Here is a 24,605-nt window from a genome sequence, read left to right on the forward strand (position 1 = left end):
CCGTGCCGGAGGCCGGGGCGCCGGTCCGGCCGGCCGGGGACGGCTCCGCGGTCTGGGCGGCCGGGGACGGCGTCGGGGGCGGGGGCGGGGTGGGCGCCGGGGTGGGGAGGCCGTGGACGCTGCCGTCGGGTTCCAGGAACGCGGGGGCGCCGCCGGGGACCATGCCGAGTTCACGCGCGCGGCGCTCCAGCGCGTCGGGCGCGGAGCGGTCGTCAACGTCCCGCTGGAGCGCCTGTTCCTCGTCGGTGAGTTCGGTGTTCTTCTTGCGCAGCTCGCTCAGCCGGAAGGACCCCTGGCTGAGCGAGGTGTTGAGCAGCAGCAGGCCGATCAGGCCGCCGCCGAGCAGCAGGACGACGAGCAGGACGAAGGGGGTGCGGGCCGCGGTGCTGGGCCCGGACGGGACGAGCCCGGCGAGCCGGGCCGCACGCCCCTTCAGGGGTCCTGCCTTCGTCACACGTCCTCCCTGATCCGTTCCGCGCCGCGCAGTCGGGCCGAGGCCGCACGCCGGTTGTGGGCGATCTCCTCCTCGCTGGGGAGTTCGGCGCCCCGGGTCAGGAGCTTGAGCCGCGGCTGGTAGCGCTCGGGGACGACGGGCAGTCCGGGCGGCGCGGTGTTCTCGGCTCCGGCCGCCAGGACGTGTTTGACGAGGCGGTCCTCCAGCGAGTGGTACGAGAGGACCGCGATGCGCCCGCCGACGGCCAGCGACTTCACTGCGGCCGGAACGGCCCGTTCGAGGACGGACAGCTCGCCGTTGACCTCGATGCGCAGGGCCTGGAAGGTCCGCTTCGCGGGGTTCCCGCCGGTGCGCATGGCGGCCTGGGGCAGGGCGTCGCGGATCAGTTCGACCAGGCGGGCGCTGCGGCTGAACGGTTCCCTGGCCCGCTCGCGCACGACGGCCGCCACGATCCGCTTGGCCTGCTTCTCCTCGCCGTAGGCACGCAGGATCCGGACGAGTTCGCCGGGCGGGTAGGTGTTGAGGACCTCGGCGGCGCTGATGCCGGTCGTCTGGTCCATGCGCATGTCGAGCGGCGCGTCCTGCGCGTAGGCGAAACCGCGGTCGGCCTCGTCGAGCTGCATGGAGGAGACGCCGAGGTCGAACAGGACGCCCTGGACGCGCGGGACGCCGAGCCGGTCGAGGACCTCGGGCAGCTCGTCGTACACGGCGTGGACGAGGGTGGCGCGCTCCCCGAAGCGGGCGAGGCGCTCACCGGAGAGCCGCAGGGCCTCGGTATCCCGGTCCAGGGCGACGAGCCGGGCCTCGGGGAACCGGGTGAGCAGCGCCTCGCTGTGGCCGCCGAGGCCCAGGGTGCAGTCGACGACGACGGAGCCGGGCCCGGTCAGCGCCGGGGCGAGTAGGTCCAGGCACTCCTGGAGCATCACGGGGACGTGGCGGTCCTCGCGGTCCTCACGACCGCCGTCGGTGCCGCCGCCGTTGTCGGGGAGCTCCGCGGGACCGGTCCCGGCGGCACCCCCATCGCGCCCTTTCATCTGCCCTCTCAGGTCCGGCGCGGCGTACGTACTGACGGGTCCGCGCCGGTACGTACCGCCCGCACACGCGGAGGAGAAACTGCCGGAAACCGTTCGATGTCTCCGTGAACCAGGTCTCCGTGAACTTCGCGCCACTCTAGTCCACTCCCCCGCGCGGTCAATCAACCGGGCAGCGCGTCGCCCGGGGGTGACGGTGAGAGGAGAAACCGGGAGGTATCTCCCGCGCGGCGGCGGGACGCAAGCCCCTGTGGGTTACCTCACAGCGGCCCCCAATGCCGCTCTTTGTCCCCTCTCACAGCGCGCCTGGCGGACAGGTGACCACTAACGTCGTAGCCATGTCGACTTCCGCGCACCTCTCGGCCGGTTCCGAGCGCTCCGGCGAGACGGTCACCGACCGTCTCGTCGAGGCGAACCGGCACTACGCCTCGGCCTTCAGCGACCCCGGAATGGACGCCCGGCCCGTACTGAAGGTCGCCGTGGTGGCCTGCATGGACGCCCGCCTCGACCTGCACGCCGCCCTCGGGCTGAACCTCGGCGACTGTCACACCATCCGCAACGCGGGCGGCGTGGTCACGGACGACGTGATCCGCTCGCTCACCATCAGCCAGCGCGCCCTCGGCACCCGCAGCATCGTGCTGGTGCATCACACCGGGTGCGGTCTGGAGCAGATCACCGAGGGCTTCCGCGACGAGCTGGAGGAGGAGGTCGGCCAGCGTCCGACCTGGGCGGTGGAGGCGTTCCGGAACGTCGAGCAGGACGTACGGCAGTCGATGCAGCGGGTGCGGACCTCTCCGTTCATGCAGCACACCGACGACGTACGGGGTTTCGTGTTCGACGTGACGACGGGTCTGCTCACCGAGGTCGAACCCGCCCCCTGACCGAACCCACCGGACAATTCACCTCGAATACCGACAGACCGCCCGGGGTTATCCACAGGCGAGTGACACCACGCTGAAGGCTGACAACAATGCGGGGGTGACACCTCGTCCAGGACCTCCGCAGGTCCGGAGTGGTGTCCGTGTTTCCGAGGTGGGCCGCGCGCGGTGTCGTGCGCGCCGGGCCCACGAGCAACGGGGCCGAGGAGGGCCGGGGTGACGACCTATGAGGACCGGGCGAACCATGGGGGTCCCCCTGTACGAGCGGAAACGCACGCAGGGGACGAACTGACCGCTACCGCGGAGCGCGTCCACCGGTCGGTGGAGAGCGTGATCGAGGGCAAGCCCGAGATCGTACGGCTCGCGCTGACCGTGCTGCTGGCCGAGGGGCACCTCCTCATCGAGGACGTGCCGGGGGTCGGCAAGACGATGCTGGCGAAGGCGCTCGCCCGGTCCATCGACTGCTCGGTGCGCAGGATCCAGTTCACACCGGACCTGCTGCCGTCCGATGTCACCGGCGTCTCGATCTACGACCAGCAGCGGCACGAGTTCGAGTTCAAGCCGGGCGCCGTCTTCTCCCAGATCGTGATCGGCGACGAGATCAACCGGGCCTCCCCCAAGACCCAGTCCGCGCTGCTGGAGTCGTTGGAGGAGCGCCAGGTCACGGTGGACGGGCGGACGTACGAGCTGCCGGAGCCGTTCATGGTGGTGGCCACGCAGAACCCGGTCGAGATGGAGGGGACGTACCCGCTGCCCGAGGCGCAGCGGGACCGCTTCATGGCGCGGGTGTCCATCGGCTACCCGAGCCCCGAGGCGGAGCTCCGGATGCTGGGGACGCACGGTGCGGTGTCGCCGCTGGACGACCTGCAGCCGGTGGCGGGCGCCCATGACATCGTCAAGCTGATCGACACGGTCCGGGCCGTGCATGTCGCGGAGCCGGTGCAGCGGTACGCGGTGGACCTGGTGTCGGGCACCCGCAGCCATCCGGAGCTGCGGCTCGGCGCCTCCCCGCGCGCGACGCTGCACCTGCTGCGCGCCGCGAAGGCGTCCGCCGCGCTCAGCGGCCGGGAGTTCGTGCTGCCGGACGACGTGCAGGCGCTCACCGTACCCGTGCTGGCGCACCGGCTGCTTCCGACGGCGCAGGCCCAGCTGAACCGGCGGACGTCCGAGGAGATCATCGTCGACATCCTCCAGCGCACGCCGGTCCCGGCGGTCGCCGCGAACCGGCGCCCGGCCGACGCCTACTACGGCCAGCGGCAGCCCGGCCTGCGGCGGCTGTGATGACGGCCGGGGGACCTGCCGCCGGGCCGGACGGACCGGTCAGGGGCGGGGTGCGGGGTGCCCTCGGCGGGCTGACCACCCGCGGCCGGTCCTTCCTGGCGGCTGGGGTGGCCGCCGCGGTGTGCGCCTACGCGCTCGGCCAGGCCGACCTGCTGCGGGTGGGGCTGCTGCTGGCGGTGCTCCCGCTGGTGGCCGTGCTGACCCTGTACCGCACCCGCTACCGGGTGACGGCGAGCCGTCTGCTGTCCCCGCAGCGGGTGCCCGCGGGCGCTGAGGCACGGGTGCGGCTGCGGATGGACAACGTGTCGCGGCTGCCCACGGGACTGCTGATGCTCCAGGACCAGGTGCCGTACGTGCTGGGGCCCCGGCCCCGCTTCGTGCTGGACCGGGTGGAACCGGGCGGCAAGCGTGAGGTGTCGTACCGGGTGCGGTCCGATCTGCGGGGCCGCTACCCGCTGGGGCCGCTCCAGCTGCGGCTGAGCGACCCGTTCGGGATGTGCGAACTGACCCGCTCGTTCAGCTCCCGGGACCTGCTGACGGTGGTGCCGCGGACCGAGGCGCTGCCGCCGGTGCGGCTGGCCGGTGAGACGCCGGGGTACGGCGACGGGCGGCAGCGTTCGCTGGCGCAGGCCGGCGACGACGACGTGATTCCGCGCGGCTACCGGCACGGCGACGATCTGCGCCGGGTGCACTGGCGGTCCACCGCCCGGTACGGGGAGCTGATGGTACGGCGCGAGGAGCAGCCGCAGCAGGCCCGGTGCACGGTGCTGCTGGACACCCGGGCGGCCGGGTACACGGGCGGCGGTCCGGGCTCGGCGTTCGAGTGGGCGGTCTCGGGCGCGGCCTCGGTGGTCACGCACATGATGGAGCGCGGCTACGCGGTCCGGCTGCTGACGGACACCGGGGATGTGCTGCCCGGCGACGCGGCGGCCGCCTCCGACGGGTTCACCGGCTCGGGGCAGGACGCGGCGGAGGCGGTGGGCCTGATGATGGACCTCCTCTCGGAGGTGGACCACTCCGACGAGGACGGCCTGTCCGGCGCGTACGAGGTGGTGCGGGGCGGCGGGCAGGGGCTGCTCGTCGCCTTCCTCGGAGACCTGGACGAGGAGCAGGTGGCGCTCGCCGGCGCGTGCGCCGGGCGTGCGGGCGCGGCGGTCGCGTTCGTGCAGGGCGAGGCGGCGCCGGGGACGGTCCGGGGCCTTCGGGAAACCGGCTGGACGGCCGTCCCGGTTCGTCCGGGTGACACGCTCGCCGTGCTGTGGCGGCAGGCCGGCCGGAACGTGAGCGGGCACGTCACGGCCGACGGCGCGGCGTACGAGGGGACGGGGGCGGGTTTGCGGTCCGGGCACTCGGGGGGTTGGTCATGAGCGCGAACGTGCGCCTCACGCTGTCCGCCCTGTTCGCGACGCTGGCATCGGCGTGCGCGCTGCTGCCGCTGGTCGCGGACGGGGCCTGGCTGGTGCAGGCCACGGTCCTGCTGGCGGTGGTGAGCGCGACGGGCGCGCTGGCGCGCCGGGTGCCGCTGGCACGTCCGGTGACGGTGCTGATCCAGACGGCGGTCGCGCTGATGCTGCTGACCTTCGTCTTCGCGCGTGACCACGCGGTGGCGGGTCTGCTGCCCGTACCGGAGACCCTTGAGTGGTTCGGGACGCTGCTGACGCTGGGCTCCGAGGACGTCGCGCAGTACGCGACCCCGGCGCCGGCCACCGAGGGCATCCGGCTGATGCTGGTGGGCGGGGTGCTGGCGATCGGGCTGGCCGTGGACACCCTGGCGGTGACGTTCCGCAGTGCCGCCCCGGCGGGTCTGCCGCTGCTGGCCCTCTACTCGGTGGCGGCCGGGCTGTCCGGCGGCGAGGGGCGGGGCTGGCTGTGGTTCCTGCTGGCCGCGGCGGGGTACCTGGTGCTGCTGCTGGCGGAGGGCCATGACCGGCTCGGCCAGTGGGGCCGGGTGTTCGGCGGCGCCGGGCGGCCGTCCGGCGGCTCACCGGCACCGCTGCGCACCGGACGGCGGATCGGTGCGGTGGCACTCGGCATCGCCCTGGCCGTCCCTGCCGCGCTGCCGTCGCTGGACGGCGGGCTGCTGGACCCCGGGGGCACCGGGCGGGGCGACGGCAGCGGGGGCACGATCTCCGCGGTCAACCCGCTGGTCTCCCTCCAGGACAACCTGAAGCAGCCGGAGGACCGGGAGGTGCTGCGCTACCGGACCAACGCCTCGGACCCGTCCGGGATGTACCTGCGGCTGGTGGCCCTCGACCAGTTCGACGGAACGTCGTGGAAGACCTCGGTGCGGGCCGTCCAGGACGTGCCGCCTCGGCTGCCCACGCCGGACGGGCTGGGCGGCCGGATCAGCACGACGGAGGTCAGGACGAACATCTCGGCCGCCGGCGGCTACAAGCAGAAGTGGCTGCCGATGCCCTACCCGGCGACCGAGGTGGACATCGAGGGCCGCTGGCGGTACGAACCGGCGGGCCGGATGCTCGTCGGGGACGACGGGCAGACCACGAGCGGGGTCCGCTACTCGGTGAGCAGCCTGGAGGTGAACCCGACGGCCGAGCAGCTGGCCACGGCCCCGTCGGCGCCGGGAACGCTGCTGCGCGAGTACACCCGGGTGCCGGACGCGCTGCCCTCCGATGTGAAGGCCACCGCGCTGGAGGTCACGGCGGGTGCCGGGAACGACTACGAGCGGGCCGTCCGGCTGCAGGAGTGGTTCACGGACAAGGGAGGCTTCCGCTACAACGTCAAGGCGAACTCGGGCACGGGCACGGGAGCGATATCCCGGTTCCTGGTCGACCGGGAGGGCTTCTGCGTCCACTTCTCCTTCGCGATGGCGTCGATGGCGAGGACACTGAACATCCCGGCGCGGGTCGCCGTCGGCTTCATGCCGGGCCGCGCGACGGCGGACGGCACGGTGTCGGTGGGCATCAGGGACGCCCATGCCTGGCCCGAGTTGTACTTCGAGGGCGTGGGCTGGACCCGCTTCGAGCCGACCCCTTCACGGGGCTTGAGGCCCGGGTACAGCCTGCCGCAGGCCCCGGTGGAGGAGTCCCCGTCGCCGGGGGCCGCCACGCCCGGCACTCCGGCGGCCCCGTCGGCCGAGCCGTCTCCCTCGGACAGCTGCGCGACGCCCGCGGACGACGCGACCGCGCAGGGCGGTACGGGCGGCTGTGCCGGGACCGGTCCGCAGGAGACGCAGACCGCGGCGGACGCGGACGCCGCGGTGGGGCCGTTGCTGCTGCGGGCGGCCGGTGGTCTGGCGGTGGTACTGCTGCTGCTGTCCCCAATGCTGTGGCGGCGGCGCCGACGGGCCCGGCGGCTGGGTGCCCACGGGCGCACGGCCGAGGATGTGGTGGCCCGGACGCTGGCGGTGTGGGAGGAGGTCGTCGACACGGCCTGGGACCACGGGATCCGTCCGGACGAGTCCCTGACCCCGCGCGCTACGGCCGAGCGGCTGGTACGGCTCGGTGAGCTGGAGGGCGCCGCTGCTGCTGCGGCGCACCGGGTGGCGGACGCGGTGGAGCAGGTGCTGTACGCGCCGGTGCCGCGTGCGGTGCCGGGACTGGCGGACGACGCGGCACGGATACGGGACGGGCTGCGGGCGGGCCGGAGCCGCGGCAGCCGGCTGCGGGCCGCCCTGGCACCCCGGTCGGCGGCCCGCCTGGGCTGGGCCCTGGCCCAGCGCCGTACCGCTGTCGCGGACCGGTGGACGCGGGCCCGTTCTGCGCTGCTGCGCCGCCCCTCCCCCAAGCGGGGCTGAGGGGTGGCCGGGGGCCGGCCCGGTGTGCGCATACGTGTGAGGGGTGACCGCCAGGCGGTCACCCCTCACACGGAAGGTTTTCGGTCAGTGTCCCTGCTCGTCGCGGCGGCGCTGCCACCGCTGCTCGATCCGGTCCATCACCGAGCGGCGCTGCCGGTGCGCGCGGCCGGTGGCGGTACCTCCTGAAGGAGGCTGCTCACCGGGCTTCGGCGCCCGGCGCCAGCCGGTGACCGCGAGAACCGCGCAGCCCAGCATGACGAGGAAGCCGACGACGCTGATCCAGATCAGCTGAGCGACCATTCCGGCCATGAGGAGCGCGATACCCACCAGGAAACCTGCGATGGCCTGGTAGACCCGTCGCCTGGTGTATGTACGCAGCCCGGTTCCCTCAAGCGCTGTCGCGAACTTGGGATCTTCGGCGTACAGCGCTCGCTCCATCTGCTCGAGCATTCGCTGCTCGTGCTCCGAGAGCGGCACGGAGTCCTCCTCATCGTCGGTCGCGGGGGGCGACCGGTATGCGGCCCTTTCAGGATAGGCAGGGAATCGCCCCCGTGAAACCCGCCCGGGTGCCAATTGCCGATTGGACCGCGATGCCGGTTCGGCTGGTGAGGCGTTGATTCCCCGCCGTCCGAACCGTCATGCCGGATGCTGTCCCCCGATCATACGGGGATCCTGACGCGTTCGGGGCGCCTGTGGCGTACTCCATCTGCGGCTGCGGCGCTGCTCAGGCACCCTCCCGGGTCAGCCGCGCTTTTCACCCAGCACGTGCAGCTGGGTGGCGACCGAGTGGAAGGCGGGCAGCTCGGCGGCGGCGGCCTCCAGCCTGAGCAGGGCGTCCAGGGCACCGGGCTCGGTGTCCACGAGGACTCCGGGGACCAGGTCGGAGAAGACCCGCACACCGTGCACCGGCCCGACCTCCAGTCCGGCGCCCGTGACGGCCTCGGTGAGCTGCTCGGCGGTGAAGCGGCGCGGCACGGGGTCACCGTCGCCCCAGCGCCCGGCCGGGTCGGTCAGGGTGCGGTGGGCCTCGGTGAAGTGCCCGGCCAGGGCCCGGGCCAGCACGGCCCCGCCGAGTCCGGCGGCGAGAAGGCTGAGGGCGCCGCCGGGGCGCAGCGCCTCGACCGCGTGCCGGACGCCCTCGGCTGGGTCGTCGACGTACTCCAGGACGCCGTGCAGGAGGACCGCGTCGTAGGCTCCGCGCTCGGCCACGTCGAAGAGGCCGTGGATGTCGCCCTGCACACCGCGGACCCGGTCGGCCACGCCCGCTTCGGCGGCGCGGCGCTCCAGGGCGAACAGGGCGTTGGGGCTGGGGTCGACGACGGTGACGCGATGGCCGAGGCGGGCGACAGGCACGGCGAAGTGGCCACTGCCGCCGCCGGTGTCGAGGACGTCGAGACTCTCTCGGCCGGTGGCCTTGACCCTGCGGTCGAGGGCCTCCTCCAGAACGTCCCACACCACGGCGGTACGAAGGGAGGCACGGGGGCGCTGCGGGTCCGACACGGCAGTTGACTCCTCGGTGACGTACTACGGACGGGCCCCAGCCTATGGCCTCGGCGGCGGACCTCGGGCGTGGCGGGACTGACCTGCGGTTTTGCCATGATCCTCGACGACCTGTAGCTTTTGAACTGACTGGTCAGTTCAAAAGGAGTGGGGGAGGTCCGTGGAGAGCCCGGACATAGACAGCCCGGACGGCCCGACCGGCAAGCGCGTCAAGGCCCCTGTGAGCCGCCTCGGCAAGCGCCTCGCCGCGAGAGCCGGCGGAGCGGCCGAGGCCGAGAAGACCGGCAAGGCCGAAGCAGCGGGCACGGCGGGCACGGCCGGTTCGAGCGCCGAGCAGGAGAACACGGGCTCCGTCGGGCCCGCTGCGAGCAGGACCAGCCCGGGCGCCTCCCCCCGGGAGCGCGCCGAGAAGCCGACGGCGGCAGTCGGCACACAGCCCGTGGACGCACAGCTCTCGACCGCGGCGGCCGAGGCTGCCGCCGAGGCCCCGGCGACAGCCGGCCCGCGGAAGACGGCCGGGGAAGAACCCGGCACCGGACGCGACGACGCTGCCGTCGGCCCGGGCCCCGGGCGGGCCCGGGGCGAAGCGTCCACGGGCGCGGGGGGCCGTCGGGGATCCGCAGCCGGGACGGCGGCGCCGAGCGGCCCGCGGAAGCGCGGCCGGCGGAAGGACGACCGGCCGAGCCCGGCCCAAGACGCCCCGCACGGGGCCGAGGGCATCAGAGTGCGGGGGCTCGGCGTCAAGGGACCCCGGGGGTGGGCGTTCCGCGGGGTGAGCGCGGACGTGGCGGCCGGCGCGCTGGTCGCACTGGCCGGAGCGTCCGGCAGCGGGCGGACCTGCCTGCTGCTCGCCCTCACCGGGCGCATGAAGATCAAGGAGGGGCACGCCGACGTCGCCGGGCTGCGGCTGCCCCGCAAGATGGCCGCCGTACGCCGGATCAGCGCGCTCGCGCACGTGCCGGGCGTCTCCGACCTCGACCCGGCGTTCACCGTCGCGGAGCACCTGCTGGAGCGGGCCCTGCTGCGGCGCCGCTTCGACGGCTCGCCGCTCGGCCTGCTGCGCTCCCGCTCCGAGCGGGCCGCCGAGAACCGGCGCCGCATCGACGCCGCCCTGAAGCTGGCCGGACTGGACCCGACGACCCTGCCGAAGGACGACCGCACCGCCGTACGGGACCTGGACCGGCTGGAGGCCCTGCGGCTGTCCCTCGCGCTCGCGCTCATCGCCGAGCCCCGGATCCTCGCCGTGGACGACACGGACCTGAAGCTCGGCGAGGCCGACGAGACCGCCGTCTGGTCGACGCTGCGCGCCGTCGCGGACAGCGGTGTGACCGTGCTGGCCGTCTGCAACGAGGCCCCCGTGCAGGCCGATGTCGTCATCCGTACCGATGTGAAGGAGGGGGCGGTCCATGCGCTCGCCGAAACTGGCCGCGCTTGAGCTGAGGCGGTTCGGCCGCGGCAAGCTGCCGCGCGCCGCGCTCGTGGCGATCCTGCTGCTGCCGCTGCTGTACGGCGCGTTGTACCTGTGGTCCTTCTGGGACCCGTACGGCAGGCTCGACCGCATCCCGGTCGCGCTGGTCAACGAGGACAAGGGCGCCACCGCCGACGGCAAGGAGGTCAACGCCGGCGACGACATCACCAAGGGCCTGCGGGAGAGCGCGGTCTTCGAGTGGCACGAGGTGAGCGACGCCGAGGCCCGCGAGGGCGTCGAGGACGGCACCTACTACCTGTCGCTCACGATGCCCGCCGACTTCAGCGAGCGCATCGCCTCCAGCTCCGGCGACGCCCCCGAGACCGGCGCCCTCGAGGTGCGGACGAACGACTCCAACAACTACATCGTCGGGCAGATCTCCCGCTCGGTGTTCTCCGAGGTGCGCACCGCGGCCTCGACCAAGTCGTCCCGCTCCTTCCTCGACAAGATCTTCATCTCCTTCTCCGACATCCACGACGCGACGGAGAAGGCCGCCAAGGGCGCCAACGACCTGAAGGACGGGGTGGGGGAGGCCAAGAAGGGCTCGGACAGCCTCGTCGACGGCGCGGGCAAGACCAAGAAGGGCAGCGGTGACCTGGCGAGCGGGCTGAAGCAGCTCGACTCCGGCGCGGCCAAGCTGGTCACCGGCAGCCGCGACGTGGCCAACGGCACGCAGCAGCTCGTCGACCGGGTCACCGGCCCGGCCGAGAAGGCCCGCCCGTACCTGCGGGACAACGGCCAGAAGGTCGCGGACAGCGCGAAGCTGGTCGCGGACTTCTCCAAGGGTGCCCGGAACAACCTGGACCACATCGTCAAGGCCGCGCCCGGTTTCCGGACCGGAGCGCACAAGTCGGCGGAGAAGCTCACCGAACTGCACACGAAGCACTGCGTGGAGGGTGACGAGACGACTCGGTTCACGGCCGACGCGTGCGAGGGACTCAAGGACGCCAAGGTCGGCGCGGCGGACATCGCCGTCATCGCCGACGACATGGCGCAGCTCGCCGAGGACGGCGACGGCGACCTCAAGTCGCTGGACGCCCAGCTCAAGGACGTCGAGCAGAAGGCCAAGGACCTCGCCGCCCGCGCCCCGACCCTGTCCCAGGACCTGGACTACGCCCTCGCCAAGATCAACGAGCTGAACACCGGCGCCCACAAGGTCGCCAAGGGCATGTCCGACCTGCACAAGGGCATCACCAAGAGCAAGAACGGCGCGATCAGCCTGGACTCCGCGGTCGGGAAGATCAAGAAGGGCGCCACCGACCTCAACGGCGGCCTGTTCAAGATCAAGGACGGCTCCACCGAGCTGGCCAGCGGCCTGGACAAGGGCGTGGAGCAGATCCCGGACTACGACAAGCAGGACCGGGAGCGCCGCACGGAGGTCATGGCCGACCCCGTCCAGCTGGCCTCGCAGTCCCTGCACAAGGCCGACAACTACGGCACCGGTTTCGCCCCGTACTTCATCCCGTTGTCCCTCTGGGTGGGCGCGATGGTGGCGTACATGCTGATCCAGCCGATGAACAGGCGCGCACTCGCGGCGGGCGCCTCCGCCTGGCGGATCGCGCTCGCGGGCTGGCTGCCGGTCGCCGCGATCGGACTGCTCCAGGTGGCCGCGCTGATGTCGGTGCTGCACTGGGGGCTGGGCCTGGAGATGGTCCGGGCCGCCGGGACGGTGGGCTTCCTGGCTCTGGTGACCTGCTGCTTCGCCGCGATCATCCAGTGGCTGAACGCCCGCTTCGGCGCGGCCGGCCGGATCTTGGTGCTGGCGCTGCTGATGCTTCAGCTCACCTCGGCGGGCGGCACGTACCCCGTCCAGACGAGCCCGGGCTTCTTCAACGCGATCCACCCGTACCTGCCGATGACGTACGTGGTCGAGGCGCTGCGCAAGCTGATCACGGGCGGCGACATCGCCCCGGTCTGGCAGGCCGTCGCGGTGCTGGCCGCGTTCACCGCGGGCGCGCTCGCGCTGACCGCCCTGTCGGCCCGCCGCAAGCAGGTGTGGACCTTCGACCGACTGCACCCGGAGCTGAGCCTGTAGGCCCCGGCCTTGGGCAGGAAGGAACCGGAACACCTGTGAGAATCGGGGCCATGGACACGCACAGCACCCGACGGCAGGCCACCCGCACCAAGCTGTACGAGGCGGCCGTGACCCTCATCGCGGAGCAGGGCTTCTCGGCCACCACGGTGGACGAGATCGCGGAGCGTGCGGGGGTCGCCAAGGGGACGGTCTACTACAACTTCAAGAGCAAGACCGAGCTGTTCGAGGAGCTGCTGCGGCACGGTGTCGGGCTGCTCACCGCCTCGCTGCGCTCCGCCGCCGACGAGACGGCGGAGCGCGGCGGGACCCGGGTCGAGGCCCTGGACGCGATGATCAGGGCGGGTCTGGTCTTCATCGACCGCTACCCGGCCTTCACCCAGCTGTACGTGGCGGAGCTGTGGCGCACCAACCGGGCCTGGCAGTCCACGCTCATGGTGGTGCGCCGAGAGGCGGTCGCGGTGGTCGAGACCGTGCTGCGGGAAGGTGTCGAGGGCGGTGAGCTGAGCGAGGAGATCGATGTCCCGCTGACCGCCGCCGCGCTCGTCGGCATGGTGCTCGTCGCGGCGCTCGACTGGCAGGCGTTCCAGCGGGAGCGGTCCCTGGACGACGTCCACTCCGCTCTGTCCCTGCTGCTGCACGGACGGGTGAGCGGGCACTGAGGCGCGGACGCACGCCGTGGGGCCCGCTGCGCGCGCAGCGGGCCCCACGGTTCGTCCACCCCCGTTCCCCCCTCGTGGCCGGGTGCGCGGCGCCGGTTCCGCCGCCCCGTGTCGGCGGTGCCCGGGGCCGCGCCCTTGCCACGGCCCCCACTCTTCCGTCCGGACGGGCCGGAGCCCATCCGTCCGCGTACTCAAACCGCCGACTGAGTACGGATACTCAGGTCCGGCCGGGACCGGGGCCCTTCGGGCGTGGCTACTATCGACGATCGTGTCCGTACTCCCTCTGGTCTTCACAAGCGGCTGGGCAAGCGGGATCAACGCCTACGCGGTGGTCCTGCTCCTCGGCATATTCGGCGCGACCGGCGTCGCGGACGACGTCCCGGAGGCGCTCCAGCGCCCGGACGTCCTGATCGCCGCCGGTGTCCTGTTCCTCATCGAGGCGGTGGCCGACAAGATCCCGTACGTCGACAGCGCCTGGGATTCCGTCCACACCGTGGTCCGGCCGCTCGCCGGCGCGGTGGTGGCCGCCCTCCTGGCCGGCCAGAACGGCTCGCTGCCGGAGCTGGCGGCGGGAGCGATCGGCGGTACGACCGCGCTGCTCAGTCATCTGGTGAAGGCCGGTACGCGCATGGCCGTCAACACCTCCCCCGAGCCGGTCAGCAACATCGCCATCAGCGTCGCGGAAGACCTCGGCGTCGCCGGACTGATCACCTTCGCGATCTTCAACCCGGTGGCCGCGGCGGTCATCGCGGGCACCCTGCTGGTTCTCGGCATCGTCACAGTGGTGTTCCTGGTCAGCCGGATCCGGCGGTTCCTGCGCCGAAGGGCCGAGCGGCGGGCGCAGAAACGCCTGGCCACGGCGGGTGGCGGGGCGCCCCCGCCGCCGACGGGCGGCTGACACCCGCGCTATAGAGTCCTGGCATGGCACGGATTGCGGTGATCGGCGCCGGGATGGGCGCCATGGCGGCTGCCGCCCGGCTGGCCGTGGCAGGCCACCGGGTGACGGTGTACGAGCGGGCGGGGACGCACGGCGGCTCGGTCGGCCGGTTCGAGCGGGACGGCTTCGCGTTCGACACCGGTCCGGGTCTGCTGCACCTTCCCGCCGTCTACCGCGATCTGTTCGTCAAGACCGGCAAGGAGCCGCTCGAGCGGTGTGTCGGGCTGACGCAGGTGGATCCGGCGAGCCGCCATGTGTTCGCGGACGGTACGGCGGTGTCCCTGCCGAACGCCTCGCGGGCCGGGGTGGTCTCGGCGCTGGACGAGGCGCTCGGAGCAGGCGCCGGGGAGCGGTGGGGGGCCTTCCTCAACCGGGCGCGGGAGGCCTGGGACCGGTCGCGCCGCCCTCTGCTGGAGGAGCCGCTCCCCGAGGACGTGTCGCCGTTCTCCCGGGACCCGTATCCCGCTCCGAGGACCGGGCTGCTGCGGCGTACGGCCGCGTCGCTCGCCCAGGTAGGGCGGCGCGAGCTGGGTGACGTGCGGCTGGCGGCGCTGCTGGACGGCTACGCGCTGGCGTACGGGCTGGATCCGGCCGCGGCTCCCCCCTCGGCCGCGGTGCTGCCGTACATGGAGCAGACCTTCGGCACCTGGTACGTGCGCGGAGGCCTGCGGGCGCTCGCGGACGCGGTGTACGAGCGGTGTCTGGCGCGCAGGGTGGAGTTCGTCTTCGGGGCGGACGTGACGCGGGTGGTGGAGAAGGACGGGCACGCCGCCGGGCTGGAGCTGGCGGGCGGACGGTGCGTCGAGGCGGACCAGGTGGTCGCCGGGGCGCCGGTGCCCGCGCTGTACCGGCACGGTGTGGTGGACCCGGACGGGCGGGAGGGCGGGGCGCCGCGCTTCGCGTCCGGGGTGCGGACCGGGCGTGTCGTGGTGTGCCTGGCGCTGCGCGGGGCGCGGGAGGCGGGAGCGGTGCACCGGACGGTGGTGCACTCCTCCGACCCGGACGGCGAGTCGGCCGCTCTGGCGGGCGGCGGGCGGCTGTGCGCGCGGCCGACGGTGACGGTGCTGCGGCCGGACGACGAGGTGTCGCGGCCGGACGGGGAGCACGAGGCGGTGACCCTGACGGCGACGGTTCCGGCTTCGTGGGAGGAACCGTGGGACGCGGCGGAGGCTGCCGAGGCGTTCGCGGATCGCATGGTGGAGGCGGCGGGGGCGGCGGTGCCGGGGCTGCGGGAGCGGGTGCTGTGGCGGGCGGTGCGCACGCCGGCGGACACGTTCCGCGAGACCGGGATGTACGAGGTGCCCGCGCCGGCTCTGGCGGGTGCGGGCGGAGCGCTCCTGCCCGCGGGCAACGCCGCGCGGCTGCCGGGGCTGTACCTGGCGGGCGGCTGGGCGCACCCGGGAGGCGGGCTGGCGCACGCGGGGATGGCAGGGGCGCTGGTGGCGGGGCGGATCGTGGAGGGCGCGGGGTTCCGCGGCTCGCGGTAGTCCCGGACCGGGGTGCTGCCGCGCCCCGTCGGGCTCCCCGCCGGAGTACCTCTCAGTACGGGTACGGCCGGCCGTTCTGGTCGTAGCCGTGGGCGGGCTGCTGGTCCTGCGGGAGGTCGCGCTGCGGGGGCACCCACACGCCGCCGGGCGGGGTGTCCATGCCGTACTGGGGGGCGTCCTGGCCGGAATAGCCGCCGCCGATGTACGGGTCGGAGTAGGCGGCGTACTGCTGCTGGTCGTCGGTGCCGTACCCGTAGCCGTAGCCATATCCGTACGCGGTGGTGTCCCCGTACGCGGTGGTGTCCCCGTACACGGTGGTGTCCCCGTACGCGGAGGTGTCCCCGTACGCGGTGCCGGGGTGCGGGGCGTACGCGGTGGCGGACAGGTCCGCGTCCTCCGTGCCGGGTACCGGGTACGGGTCCGTGGCGGGGTCCGGCAGAGCGGTGTCCGACGGGGCTGCGTCCTGCGCGGGGTGCCCGTCCCCCTCCCCGTACTCCAGCCCGGAGACCTCCAGGGTCGGAGCGGCGTCCCTGGTCGCGGTTCTGCGGCGGCGGCTTGAGCCGGGGCGTCCGCCGAGCGCCCATCCGGTGGAGAAGCCACGCATGAAGGACAGCGTGACCAGGGCCTGGCCGAAGAGGAAGGTGACCGCTCCGGCGACGATCAGCGGGACGGAGGACAGCAGGACGCCGACGGGCACACCGAGGAAGCCGAAGAAGGCGACCAGCCGCCAGCGCAGCCGTGCCTTGTACTGGAGGAGCACTTCACCGAGCAGCCACAGCGCGACGACACCGAACGCGATGTAGAGGACCGTCCACCAGCCCATACCCGCCCCTTTCCTTCGGCCGCCGCCTCGGGACGTGACGGGTACGGCCGGTCAGGACTGCGGGTGCAGTCCGAGGTTTTCGTAGATCTCGAGCGTCGCCGTGGAGTTGTTGAGCGTGATGAAGTGCAGCCCGGGCACACCTTCGGACAGCAATCGTGCGCAAAACTCGGTTGCGAACTCTAGACCTACGGAGCGTACAGCCGCCGCGTCGTCCTTGACCGCGAGGATCCGCTCTTTCACGGCCGGGGGGAACGCGGCGTTACTGAGCTGTGGCAGCCTGTCAAGCTGCCTGACCGCGGTCACCGGCATGACCTCGGGAATGATCGGGGTGTCGCACCCGGCGGCGGCGACCCGGTCGCGGAGCCGCAGGTAGGTGTCCGGGTCGAAGAACATCTGGGTGATCGCGTAGTCGGCGCCCGCACGGCACTTGTCGACGAAATGGCGGACGTCGGTGTCCCAGTCCGTGGACCGCGGGTGCATCTCGGGGAAGGCGGCGACACCCACGCAGAAGTCGCCTGCCTCCTTGATGAGGTGCACCAGGTCGGCCGCGTAGTGGACACCCTCCGGGTGCGGGACCCATTCACCCATGGGGTCGCCGGGCGGGTCGCCGCGCAGCGCGAGCATGTTGCGGATCCCGGCGTCGGCGAACTGGCCGACCATGTTGCGCAGCTCCGCGACCGAATGGCCGACGGCGGTCAGGTGGGCGACCGGGGTGAGCGTGGTGTCGGCGGCGATCTCCTGGGTGGCCTTGACGGTCCCGGCACGGGTGGAACCGCCCGCTCCGTACGTCACGGAGACGAAGCTGGGCGCCACCGCCTCGACGCGGCGCAGCGCGTTCCAGAGGTTCCGCTCGCCCTTCTCGGTCTTGGGCGCCCAGAACTCGAAGGAGTACGTGGTGCCGTTCGCGAGCAGGTCGCGCACGGTGCGGGCGCGATCTGTCCTGGTGGAGGGTGTGCCATGGGCCATACCGGCAGGTTAGTCACCCCTGCCCGGTCACCCAACCGGACCAGGGGTGGTTTGAGCGGTTTGCCAGAATCTTGTCCACGCTTCGGACACTCGGCGCCCGAAAATGCCTGTTGGGGCGCAGTTCTGTCTCACCAAGCGGACAGCGACGTCGGTGGAGCGCGGCTATCCGGCCGTGCGCTCCCGTATCCGGCGGGCCAGGTCGGCGGTGGCCGCGGCCGGGTCGTCGGCCTCGGTGACGGCGCGGACGACCACGATCCGGCGGGCGCCCGCGTCCAGGACCTGGTCCAGGTTGGCCGCGTCGATGCCGCCGATGGCGAACCAGGGCCGCTCCTGGCCCAGCGAGGCCGCGTACCGCACCAGGTCCAGACCGGGGGCGTGCCGCCCCGGTTTGGTGGGGGTGGGCCAGCAGGGTCCGGTGCAGAAGTAGTCCACGCCCGGCTCCGCGACCGCCGCGGCCACCTCCGCCTCGGCGTGCGTGGAGCGGCCGATCAGCACCCCGTCGCCCAGGATGGCGCGGGCCGCGGGCACGGGCAGGTCGCCCTGGCCGAGGTGCAGCACGTCGGAACCCGCGGCGTGCGCCACGTCGGCGCGGTCGTTCACCGCGAGCAGCTTGCCGTGCCGTCGGCAGGCGTCCGCGAACACCGCGAGGTGCTCCAGCTCCTGCCCCGCCTCCATGCCCTTGTCGCGGAGCTGCACGATGTCCACGCCGGCGCCCAGAACGGCGTCGAGGAACTCGGGGAGGTCCTTCTGCCGGGTGCGCGCGTCGGTGCAGAGGTAGAGACGGGCGTCGGCCAGGCGGGCGCGGGCGGTGCTGGGCATGGGCGGTGTTCCCCCCGTTGAGCGGCGGCACCCGGGGCGGGGCCTGTGGCCCCGCCCCGGGTGCCGCCGGTGTCGATGGCGTACGGGTCGTGCTGGGCAGTGCTGGTTCAGACGGCGAGCGCCTGGGCGCGGCGCTTCACCTCCGTGCCGCGATTCTCCGCCAGAGCCTGCGCGGGCGTGCCCGGCAGCGAGGCGTCGGGAGTGAAGAGCCACTCCAGCATCTCTTCGTCGGTGAAGCCGTCGTCCCTGAGGAGCGTCAGAGTCCCGGACAGGCCCTTGACGACCCTGTCGTCCTTGATGAAGGCGGCGGGCACCTGGAGCGTGCGGTTCTCACCGCGGCGCACCGCGATCAGCTGGCCCTCTTTGACGAGCTGCCGCACCCTCGTCACCTCGACGTCGAGCATCTCGGCGATGTCGGGGAGGTGGAGCCAGGCGGGGACGAGCGCATCGGTCTTCGCGTCAATCTCGGTCACACCCCAAGCCTGCCATCCCGCGCTGACAGCCGGTACCGGGGCCGGGCCGTACGGGCGGGGCCGGGCCCCGTACGGGGGGTGCCCTCAGCCCCGTACCGCTGCCTTCAGCGGCACCGCCGGGTCCGCGACGCGGGCCGGGTCCAGCGGTGCGCCCGACTCGATGAGGCGCCGCCCCTGCGCCAGGTCGCGCGGCCGTCCCACCGCGAGCAGCCCCACCAGGGCGCCCTCGCGCAGCCAGGCCGCCGACCAGGCGGCGTCCGCGGGGTCACCCCGCCGGACCATGGTGTCGGCGCCCTCGTGGTGGCCCGCGTACTGGACGAACCGGCCGAACTGCTCGGACCAGAAGTACGGCACCGGGTCGTACGGGGGCGGCTCCTCGCCCAGGATGTCGGCGGCGACCGTGCGCGGCCCCTGGAGCGCGTTGTCCCAGTGGTGGACCAGCAGCCGCCTGCCGTAGCGCGCGGACGGGAAGGAGGCGCAGTCACCGACCGCGTACACGTCCGGCAGCGAGGTGCGCAGACGGTCGTCGGCGGTGACCGAGCCGTCCGGGTCCAGGGCGACACCGGATCCGGTCAGCCAGCCGGTGGCGGGCCGCGCGCCGACCCCGACGACCACCGCCCCGGCGGGCAGCGCCCGGCCGTCGTCCAGCAGCACCTGCCCGGGCTCGATCCGTGCCACGCGCGCGTGGGTCACCAGCCGGGCGCCGCTCTCCTCGTACCAGGCGGCCATCGGAGCGGCCACCTCGGCGGGCAGCGCCCCGGCCAGCGGGTGCTCGGCGGCCTCCACCACGGTGACCGCGCAGCCCGCCTCACGCGCGGCCGTGGCGAACTCGGCGCCGATCCAGCCCGCGCCCACGACCACGACGTCGCACTGCTCCGCGAGCACCGGCCTGAGCCGCTCCGCGTCGTCCAGGGTCCGCAGCAGATGCACCCCCGGCACACCCTCGGCTCCGGGCAGGCTCACGGGTACCGCACCGGTGGCGATCACGAGCGCGTCGTACGGCACGGGTCCGGCCTCGGTGTCGACCACCCGGTCCTCGGGCCGCAGCGCGGAGACCTCCACACCCAGCCGGAGTTCGATGCCGAGCGCCTCGAAGTCCACCTCGAAGGCGGAGCCCTCGGCCTTGCCGAGCAGATACGCCTTGGACAGCGGCGGCCGGTCGTACGGCTGGTGGGGCTCCGCCCCGATCAGCAGCACGGGTCCGGTGAACCCGCGCTCGCGCAGGGCCACGGCGGTCTGGACGCCCGCCATGCCCGCGCCGACGATGACGGCCCGCCGCCCGGCGCTCTCTCTGGTCCGCTGCTCAGTCACACCGTCACCTTACGCACCTGATGCACCGTCAGCACAGGGACGGAAGGCGCCCGGGGTGGGCGCGGCCGTGACGGGCGGCCCTACTGCCCGCCGTCGCGTGGGGTTAGTCTGGGCCCGCCATACGCACTCGCGGGAGCCCGGGGCACCGGGCTGAGAGGGAGGCTGCAGCCGCCTCCGACCGTACGAACCTGATCCGGGTCATGCCGGCGAAGGGAGGGGCTGGACACCCATGTCGCGAAGCAGCGCGTCGCGCAGCAGTACGAGCGGTACGGCCGCCGACGTCCTCGTCATCGGAGGCGGGATCATCGGCCTGGTCACGGCCTGGCGGGCCGCGCAGCGGGGGCTGCGCACCGCCGTGGTGGACCCCGAGCCCGGGGGCGGCGCCGCCCAGGTGGCGGCGGGGATGCTGGCCGCGGTCAGCGAGCTGCACTACGGGGAGGAGACGCTTCTCGGTCTCAATCTGGCCTCGGCAGAGCGCTATCCGGACTTCGTCGCGGAGCTGGAGGACGCCACCGGGCGTGACGTCGGCTACCGGGCGTGCGGCACGCTGGCCGTGGCGCTGGACGCCGACGACCGGGCGCACCTGCGGGAGCTGCACGCGCTCCAGCAGCGCTGCGGACTGGAGTCGGAGTGGCTGTCCGGCCGCGAGTGCCGCCGTCTGGAGCCGATGCTGGCCCCGGGCGTGCGCGGCGGGCTGCGGGCGGACGGCGACCACCAGGTGGACCCGCGGCGGCTCGCGGCGGCACTGGTGGCGGCCTGCGGACGCGCCGGAGTGGTGTTCCACCGTGCCTGGGCGGACCGGCTGTCGGTGGTACGGGACCGCGCACAGGGGGTCGTGCTGGGCGACGGCACCGAGCTGGCCGCCGGGCTGACCGTGCTGGCCGGGGGCAGTCACAGCGGGCGCCTGGCCGGTGTCCCGGGGGACGCGCTTCCTCCCGTACGGCCGGTGAAGGGGCAGATCGTCCGGCTGGCCGTGCCCGAGGCGTACGCGCCGTTCCTCAGCCGTACGGTGCGGGCCGTGGTGCGGGGCAGCCATGTGTACCTGGTGCCGCGCGAGAACGGCGAGCTGGTGGTGGGCGCGACGAGCGAGGAGCTGGGCTGGGACACCACGGTGACGGCCGGGGGCGTGTACGAGCTGCTGCGGGACGCGCACGAACTGGTACCCGGCATCACCGAGCTGCCGCTCACGGAGACCCGGGCGGGGCTGCGGCCCGGCTCACCCGACAACGCGCCGTTGCTGGGGCCCTCGGCACTCCCGGGGCTGGTACTGGCGACCGGACACTACCGGAACGGTGTGCTGCTGACGCCGGTCACCGGTGACGTGATGGCGGCGGTGCTCACGGGCGGGGAGGTCCCCGAGGAGGCCCGTGCGTTCACGCCTGCCCGGTTCGCCACCGCGGGAACGTCCGGCCCAGTGCCCGGTGACACGTCCGGAGGAATGCCCGGCGGCACCTCCGTGGGAACGCAGGCAGAAACGTCCGTGGAAGCGTCCGTAGGAGTTTCGGCATGACGAACGAGGTACGCGCGCGGGTCACCGTCTCCGTGAACGGTGAGCCCCGCGAGATCCCCGCCCCGACGGCGCTGGACACCCTGGTCGCCACGCTCACCACGGCGCCGTCCGGGGTGGCCGCCGCCGTCAACGAGACAGTCGTCCCGCGCGCGCAGTGGGCGGCGACGGTGCTGGCCGACGGTGACCGGGTCGAGGTCCTGACCGCCGTACAGGGAGGCTGACCATGGCAGACGACCGGCTCACCATCGCCGGGACCACGTTCGGCTCCCGGCTGATCATGGGAACGGGCGGTGCGCCCAGCCTCGACGTGCTGGAGCGCGCCCTCGTGGCGAGCGGCACCGAGCTGACGACGGTCGCGATGCGGCGTCTCGACCCGACCGTGCAGGGGTCCGTGCTGTCGGTCCTGAACCGGCTGGGCATCCGGGTCCTGCCGAACACGGCGGGCTGCTTCACCGCGGGCGAGGCCGTGCTGACCGCCCGCCTCGCGCGCGAGGCGCTGGGCACGGACTGGGTGAAGCTGGAGGTCGTGGCGGACGAGCGGACGCTGCTGCCGGACCCCGTGGAGCTGCTGGACGCGGCGGAGACACTGGTCGACGACGGGTTCACGGTGCTGCCCTACACGAACGACGACCCGATCCTGGCTCGGAGGCTGGAGGACGTGGGCTGCGCGGCGATCATGCCGCTGGGTTCGCCCATCGGATCCGGGCTCGGCATCAGGAACCCGCACAACTTCCAGCTGATCGTCGAGCACGCGCGCGTGCCGGTGATCCTGGACGCGGGGGCGGGGACGGCGTCGGATGCGGCGCTGGCGATGGAGCTGGGCTGCGGGGCGGTGATGCTGGCGTCGGCGGTTACGCGGGCGCAGGAGCCGGAACTGATGGCGCACGCCATGCGTCACGCGGTCGAGGCGGGGCGGCTCGCGTTCCGCGCGGGGCGCATTCCTCGACGGCACCACGCGCACGCGTCCTCCCCCGTCGAGGGCCAGGCGGTCCTGGACCCGGAGCGGCCGGCGTTCTGACGGGTGCGGGGGCTGCACCGGCCCGGCGCGTCGCTCCTCCCCACCCCGCCCCTTCCCGGAACCGGGGCTCCGCCCCGGACCCCGTCGCCGCTCCCTCAGGTCCTTCGAGCGGGGGTACGTCTCCGAGCACCGGACGCCGGGCGGGCCGAGACGCGCGGTGTCACAAGTTGGATGCACCTGGCTTCCGGTCATGTACAGGGCGACCAGGGCCGATGAGCGGGCTCGTAGACTCGGGCGCGTGGATACGACCCTTCAGGACCCGCTCGTCGGTCAGGTGCTCGACGGCCGTTACCGCGTCGACGCGCGGATCGCCGTCGGGGGCATGGCCACCGTCTACCGTGCGCTCGACACCCGGCTCGACCGGGTGGTCGCCCTGAAGGTGATGCACCCGTCGCTCGCGACCGACGTGACGTTCGTGGAGCGGTTCATCCGGGAGGCCAAGTCCGTGGCGCGGCTCGCCCACCCCAACGTGGTGGGCGTCTTCGACCAGGGCACCGACGGCGGTTATGTGTTCCTCGCCATGGAGTACGTCCCGGGCTGCACGCTCCGGGACGTACTGACCGAGCGCGTGGCGCTGTCGCCGCGTGCCGCGCTGGACGTGCTGGAGCCGGTGCTGGCCGCGCTCGGGGCCGCGCACCGCGCCGGTTTCGTGCACCGGGACATGAAGCCCGAGAACGTGCTGATAGGAGACGACGGCCGGGTCAAGGTCGCGGACTTCGGGCTCGTACGGGCCGTCGGCACCGCCACCGCCACCACCGGCTCGCTGCTCGGCACCGCCTCGTACCTCGCGCCCGAGCAGATCGAGCACGGCACGGCCGACACCCGCACCGACGTGTACGCGTGCGGTGTGGTCCTGTACGAGATGCTGACCGGCGCCAAGCCGCACACCGGGGACACACCCGCCCAAGTGCTGTTCCGGCACATCAACACGGATGTGCCCGCGCCGTCCGAGGCCGTGCCGGGCCTCGCCGACGGGCTGGACCGGCTCGTCGCCGCCGCCACCGCGAGGGACGCCGAGGCGCGTCCGCACGACGCGGTGGCGCTGCTGGCGCTGGCCCGTGAGGCACGGGCCGGGCTCACGGACGACGACCTCGACCTCGTACCACCGCGGGCGACGCGTACCGAGGACGGCGGGGCGCCGCTCACCGCCGGCTCCGAGGACGCCACCAGCGTCATCGCGCGGCCCGTCGGCCCCGAGGCCCCGGCGGACGGAGGCGTGCAGCGCACCAGCCGGTTCGAGGTCCCGCCGGACACCCGCCCGCAGTCCGTGTCCCCGCCGTCGCCGCCCTGGCGGCGGTTCGCCGTACCGGGGCAGCGCGGAGTACTCGCGGCGGTCGCCGCGGTCCTGCTGGTACTCGGGCTCGGCGCGGGCGTCTGGTACATCAACTCAGGCCAGTTCACGCAGGTTCCCAGCGGGCTGCTCGGCAAGACGCAGGCGGACGCGGAGCGCAGGCTCTCCGCGGCCGGGCTCGAAGTGGGCACCACGAGTGAGGAATTCAGCAGCGCCTACGAGCGCGGCACCATCATGGCCACCGACCCGGCGGCCGGTGAGCGCATCCGGGACCACGGCGAGGTGAAGCTGGTCGTCTCCCGAGGCCCGCAGGTGGTCAAGGTCCCGGAGCTGAAGGGCAAGTCGCTCGCGGCGGCCAAGGCCGAGCTGCGCGAGGCGGGTCTGGCGGCGGGCGTCGTCACCGAGGAGTTCAGCGAGGACGTCGAGCGGGGCGCGGTCGTCAGCAGCGACCCGCGCGCCGGGACCGAGCGCCGCCCGGACGCCGCCGTGGCGCTGGTCGTCAGCAAGGGCGCCCCGATCGAGGTCCCCGGGGTCGTCGGGCAGTCGCTGGACGCCGCCCGCGGCACGCTGTCCGAGGCGGGACTGACCGTCGAGGTGGCCCAGGAGCGCACCGACTCCCGGCACCCCGCGGGTTCCGTCGCCGCGCAGTCCCTGGCCGAGGGCGACACTGCGGCGCGGGGCGACACGATCACGCTCACCGTCTCCAGCGGCCCGCGCATGGTGCGGGTGCCGGACGTGACGGGCAAGAGCGTCGACGACGCGACGCGCGATCTGGAGGCCGCCGGGTTCGAGGTGGAGGTCCGCAAGGGCTTCCCGTTCCTCAGCGACACCGTCGGCAGCCAGTCCGTCGCGGGCGGGGAGTCGGCGCCCGAGGGCAGCACCGTCACCATCAAGACCAAGGGACTCTAGC

The 24,605-nt window shown here is 73.4% G+C and carries 22 protein-coding genes and 1 riboswitch; of the genes, 13 read left to right on the forward strand and 9 right to left on the reverse strand.

Translation table 11 applies throughout. The features are described 5' to 3' along the window. Both I3F58_RS24120 and rsmH read right to left on the reverse strand, forming a co-directional pair. Positions 1-454: septum formation initiator family protein (locus I3F58_RS24120; RefSeq protein ID WP_240110782.1), on the reverse strand; the 454-nt coding region annotated here is incomplete at its 3' end. Then, positions 451-1,488, reverse strand: coding sequence for a 16S rRNA (cytosine(1402)-N(4))-methyltransferase RsmH (rsmH, locus tag I3F58_RS24125; protein WP_275678883.1), 1,038 nt, complete (start codon positions 1,486-1,488; stop codon positions 451-453). The genes I3F58_RS24120 and rsmH, both read right to left, overlap by 4 nt. 272 nt (positions 1,489-1,760) lie before the next feature. Between rsmH and I3F58_RS24130 the strand changes: the two genes are divergently transcribed. The 4 genes from I3F58_RS24130 to I3F58_RS24145 all read left to right on the forward strand — a co-directional run bounded on the left by I3F58_RS24130 (position 1,761) and on the right by I3F58_RS24145 (position 7,398). Next, positions 1,761-2,366, forward strand: a complete 606-nt coding sequence (locus I3F58_RS24130) for a carbonic anhydrase (protein ID WP_240110783.1) — start codon at positions 1,761-1,763, stop codon at positions 2,364-2,366. Between the two features lie 213 nt (positions 2,367-2,579). Continuing rightward, entirely contained in the window at positions 2,580-3,644 is a 1,065-nt protein-coding gene (locus I3F58_RS24135) for an AAA family ATPase (RefSeq protein ID WP_374208027.1), read from the forward strand. Beyond that, positions 3,644-5,011, forward strand: a complete 1,368-nt coding sequence (locus tag I3F58_RS24140; protein ID WP_240110784.1) for a DUF58 domain-containing protein — start codon at positions 3,644-3,646, stop codon at positions 5,009-5,011. Before I3F58_RS24135 ends, I3F58_RS24140 begins: the two co-directional genes overlap by 1 nt. Further along, positions 5,008-7,398 (forward strand): DUF3488 and transglutaminase-like domain-containing protein, encoded by a 2,391-nt coding sequence (locus tag I3F58_RS24145; protein WP_240110785.1) that lies wholly within the window; start codon positions 5,008-5,010, stop codon positions 7,396-7,398. The genes I3F58_RS24140 and I3F58_RS24145 overlap by 4 nt, the downstream gene beginning before the upstream one ends. 84 nt (positions 7,399-7,482) lie before the next feature. Here I3F58_RS24145 and I3F58_RS24150 read toward each other — a convergent pair whose 3' ends face one another. Together I3F58_RS24150 and I3F58_RS24155 are read right to left on the reverse strand one after the other, a co-directional pair. Continuing rightward, positions 7,483-7,875 (reverse strand): DUF3040 domain-containing protein, encoded by a 393-nt coding sequence (locus tag I3F58_RS24150; RefSeq protein WP_240110786.1) that lies wholly within the window; start codon positions 7,873-7,875, stop codon positions 7,483-7,485. Positions 7,876-8,139: 264 nt separating this feature from the next. After that, positions 8,140-8,898 (reverse strand): methyltransferase, encoded by a 759-nt coding sequence (locus I3F58_RS24155; RefSeq protein ID WP_240110787.1) that lies wholly within the window; start codon positions 8,896-8,898, stop codon positions 8,140-8,142. A 160-nt stretch (positions 8,899-9,058) separates the two neighbouring features. Between I3F58_RS24155 and I3F58_RS29890 the strand changes: the two genes are divergently transcribed. From I3F58_RS29890 to I3F58_RS24180, 5 genes are all read left to right on the forward strand, one after another. Beyond that, entirely contained in the window at positions 9,059-10,333 is a 1,275-nt protein-coding gene (locus tag I3F58_RS29890; protein WP_374208028.1) for an ATP-binding cassette domain-containing protein, read from the forward strand. After that, positions 10,305-12,401, forward strand: coding sequence for a YhgE/Pip family protein (locus I3F58_RS24165; protein ID WP_240110788.1), 2,097 nt, complete (start codon positions 10,305-10,307; stop codon positions 12,399-12,401). Before I3F58_RS29890 ends, I3F58_RS24165 begins: the two co-directional genes overlap by 29 nt. 50 nt (positions 12,402-12,451) lie before the next feature. Then, positions 12,452-13,060, forward strand: a complete 609-nt coding sequence (locus I3F58_RS24170; RefSeq protein WP_240110789.1) for a TetR/AcrR family transcriptional regulator — start codon at positions 12,452-12,454, stop codon at positions 13,058-13,060. Positions 13,061-13,328: 268 nt separating this feature from the next. After that, a complete protein-coding gene (locus I3F58_RS24175; protein ID WP_240110790.1) occupies positions 13,329-13,958 on the forward strand; it encodes a DUF4126 domain-containing protein in 630 nt (209 codons plus the stop codon). A gap of 23 nt (positions 13,959-13,981) precedes the next feature. Next, positions 13,982-15,484 (forward strand): NAD(P)/FAD-dependent oxidoreductase, encoded by a 1,503-nt coding sequence (locus I3F58_RS24180; RefSeq protein WP_240110791.1) that lies wholly within the window; start codon positions 13,982-13,984, stop codon positions 15,482-15,484. Between the two features lie 52 nt (positions 15,485-15,536). On the opposite strand, the gene I3F58_RS24185 is transcribed toward I3F58_RS24180, so the two are convergent. The 5 genes from I3F58_RS24185 to I3F58_RS24205 all read right to left on the reverse strand — a co-directional run bounded on the left by I3F58_RS24185 (position 15,537) and on the right by I3F58_RS24205 (position 19,816). Continuing rightward, positions 15,537-16,307 (reverse strand): hypothetical protein, encoded by a 771-nt coding sequence (locus I3F58_RS24185; RefSeq protein ID WP_240110792.1) that lies wholly within the window; start codon positions 16,305-16,307, stop codon positions 15,537-15,539. A 51-nt stretch (positions 16,308-16,358) separates the two neighbouring features. Next, on the reverse strand, positions 16,359-17,273 hold the full coding sequence (gene metF, locus I3F58_RS24190; RefSeq protein WP_240110793.1) for a methylenetetrahydrofolate reductase [NAD(P)H]: 915 nt from the start codon (positions 17,271-17,273) through the stop codon (positions 16,359-16,361). A gap of 162 nt (positions 17,274-17,435) precedes the next feature. Beyond that, entirely contained in the window at positions 17,436-18,092 is a 657-nt protein-coding gene (thiE, locus tag I3F58_RS24195) for a thiamine phosphate synthase (protein WP_240110794.1), read from the reverse strand. A 107-nt stretch (positions 18,093-18,199) separates the two neighbouring features. Further along, positions 18,200-18,565 (reverse strand): Rv2175c family DNA-binding protein, encoded by a 366-nt coding sequence (locus I3F58_RS24200; protein WP_240110795.1) that lies wholly within the window; start codon positions 18,563-18,565, stop codon positions 18,200-18,202. Between the two features lie 84 nt (positions 18,566-18,649). Beyond that, entirely contained in the window at positions 18,650-19,816 is a 1,167-nt protein-coding gene (locus tag I3F58_RS24205; protein ID WP_240110812.1) for an NAD(P)/FAD-dependent oxidoreductase, read from the reverse strand. A gap of 179 nt (positions 19,817-19,995) precedes the next feature. Further along, positions 19,996-20,108: riboswitch (TPP riboswitch) on the forward strand. On the opposite strand from I3F58_RS24205, the gene thiO reads away from it, so the two are divergent. From thiO to pknB, 4 genes are all read left to right on the forward strand, one after another. Then, entirely contained in the window at positions 20,106-21,386 is a 1,281-nt protein-coding gene (gene thiO, locus I3F58_RS24210; RefSeq protein WP_240110796.1) for a glycine oxidase ThiO, read from the forward strand. It overlaps the preceding riboswitch by 3 nt. Further along, on the forward strand, positions 21,383-21,607 hold the full coding sequence (gene thiS / locus I3F58_RS24215; protein ID WP_240110797.1) for a sulfur carrier protein ThiS: 225 nt from the start codon (positions 21,383-21,385) through the stop codon (positions 21,605-21,607). The genes thiO and thiS overlap by 4 nt, the downstream gene beginning before the upstream one ends. 2 nt (positions 21,608-21,609) lie before the next feature. Beyond that, entirely contained in the window at positions 21,610-22,404 is a 795-nt protein-coding gene (locus I3F58_RS24220) for a thiazole synthase (protein WP_240110798.1), read from the forward strand. A 238-nt stretch (positions 22,405-22,642) separates the two neighbouring features. Continuing rightward, a complete protein-coding gene (gene pknB / locus I3F58_RS24225; RefSeq protein WP_240110799.1) occupies positions 22,643-24,604 on the forward strand; it encodes a Stk1 family PASTA domain-containing Ser/Thr kinase in 1,962 nt (653 codons plus the stop codon). Position 24,605 lies beyond the last annotated feature (1 nt).

The organism is Streptomyces sp. MUM 203J, from assembly GCF_022414595.1.
Taxonomy (GTDB): Bacteria; Actinomycetota; Actinomycetes; order Streptomycetales; family Streptomycetaceae; genus Streptomyces.

Bases quoted from the DNA above. Each gene is read 5' to 3' on its own strand.
- I3F58_RS24140 (WP_240110784.1), top strand. From the start codon at position 3,644: ATGACGGCCGGGGGACCTGCCGCCGGGCCGGACGGACCGGTCAGGGGC.
- I3F58_RS24165 (WP_240110788.1), top strand. From the start codon at position 10,305: ATGCGCTCGCCGAAACTGGCCGCGCTTGAGCTGAGGCGGTTCGGCCGC.
- I3F58_RS24220 (WP_240110798.1), top strand. From the start codon at position 21,610: ATGGCAGACGACCGGCTCACCATCGCCGGGACCACGTTCGGCTCCCGG.
- I3F58_RS24145 (WP_240110785.1), top strand. From the start codon at position 5,008: ATGAGCGCGAACGTGCGCCTCACGCTGTCCGCCCTGTTCGCGACGCTG.
- I3F58_RS24130 (WP_240110783.1), top strand. From the start codon at position 1,761: ATGCCGCTCTTTGTCCCCTCTCACAGCGCGCCTGGCGGACAGGTGACC.
- I3F58_RS24170 (WP_240110789.1), top strand. From the start codon at position 12,452: ATGGACACGCACAGCACCCGACGGCAGGCCACCCGCACCAAGCTGTAC.
- rsmH (WP_275678883.1), bottom strand. From the start codon at position 1,488: ATGAAAGGGCGCGATGGGGGTGCCGCCGGGACCGGTCCCGCGGAGCTC.
- thiO (WP_240110796.1), top strand. From the start codon at position 20,106: ATGTCGCGAAGCAGCGCGTCGCGCAGCAGTACGAGCGGTACGGCCGCC.
- I3F58_RS24205 (WP_240110812.1), bottom strand. From the start codon at position 19,816: ATGGCGGGCGTCCAGACCGCCGTGGCCCTGCGCGAGCGCGGGTTCACC.
- metF (WP_240110793.1), bottom strand. From the start codon at position 17,273: ATGGCCCATGGCACACCCTCCACCAGGACAGATCGCGCCCGCACCGTG.
- thiS (WP_240110797.1), top strand. From the start codon at position 21,383: ATGACGAACGAGGTACGCGCGCGGGTCACCGTCTCCGTGAACGGTGAG.
- I3F58_RS24185 (WP_240110792.1), bottom strand. From the start codon at position 16,307: ATGGGCTGGTGGACGGTCCTCTACATCGCGTTCGGTGTCGTCGCGCTG.
- thiE (WP_240110794.1), bottom strand. From the start codon at position 18,092: ATGCCCAGCACCGCCCGCGCCCGCCTGGCCGACGCCCGTCTCTACCTC.
- I3F58_RS24180 (WP_240110791.1), top strand. From the start codon at position 13,982: ATGGCACGGATTGCGGTGATCGGCGCCGGGATGGGCGCCATGGCGGCT.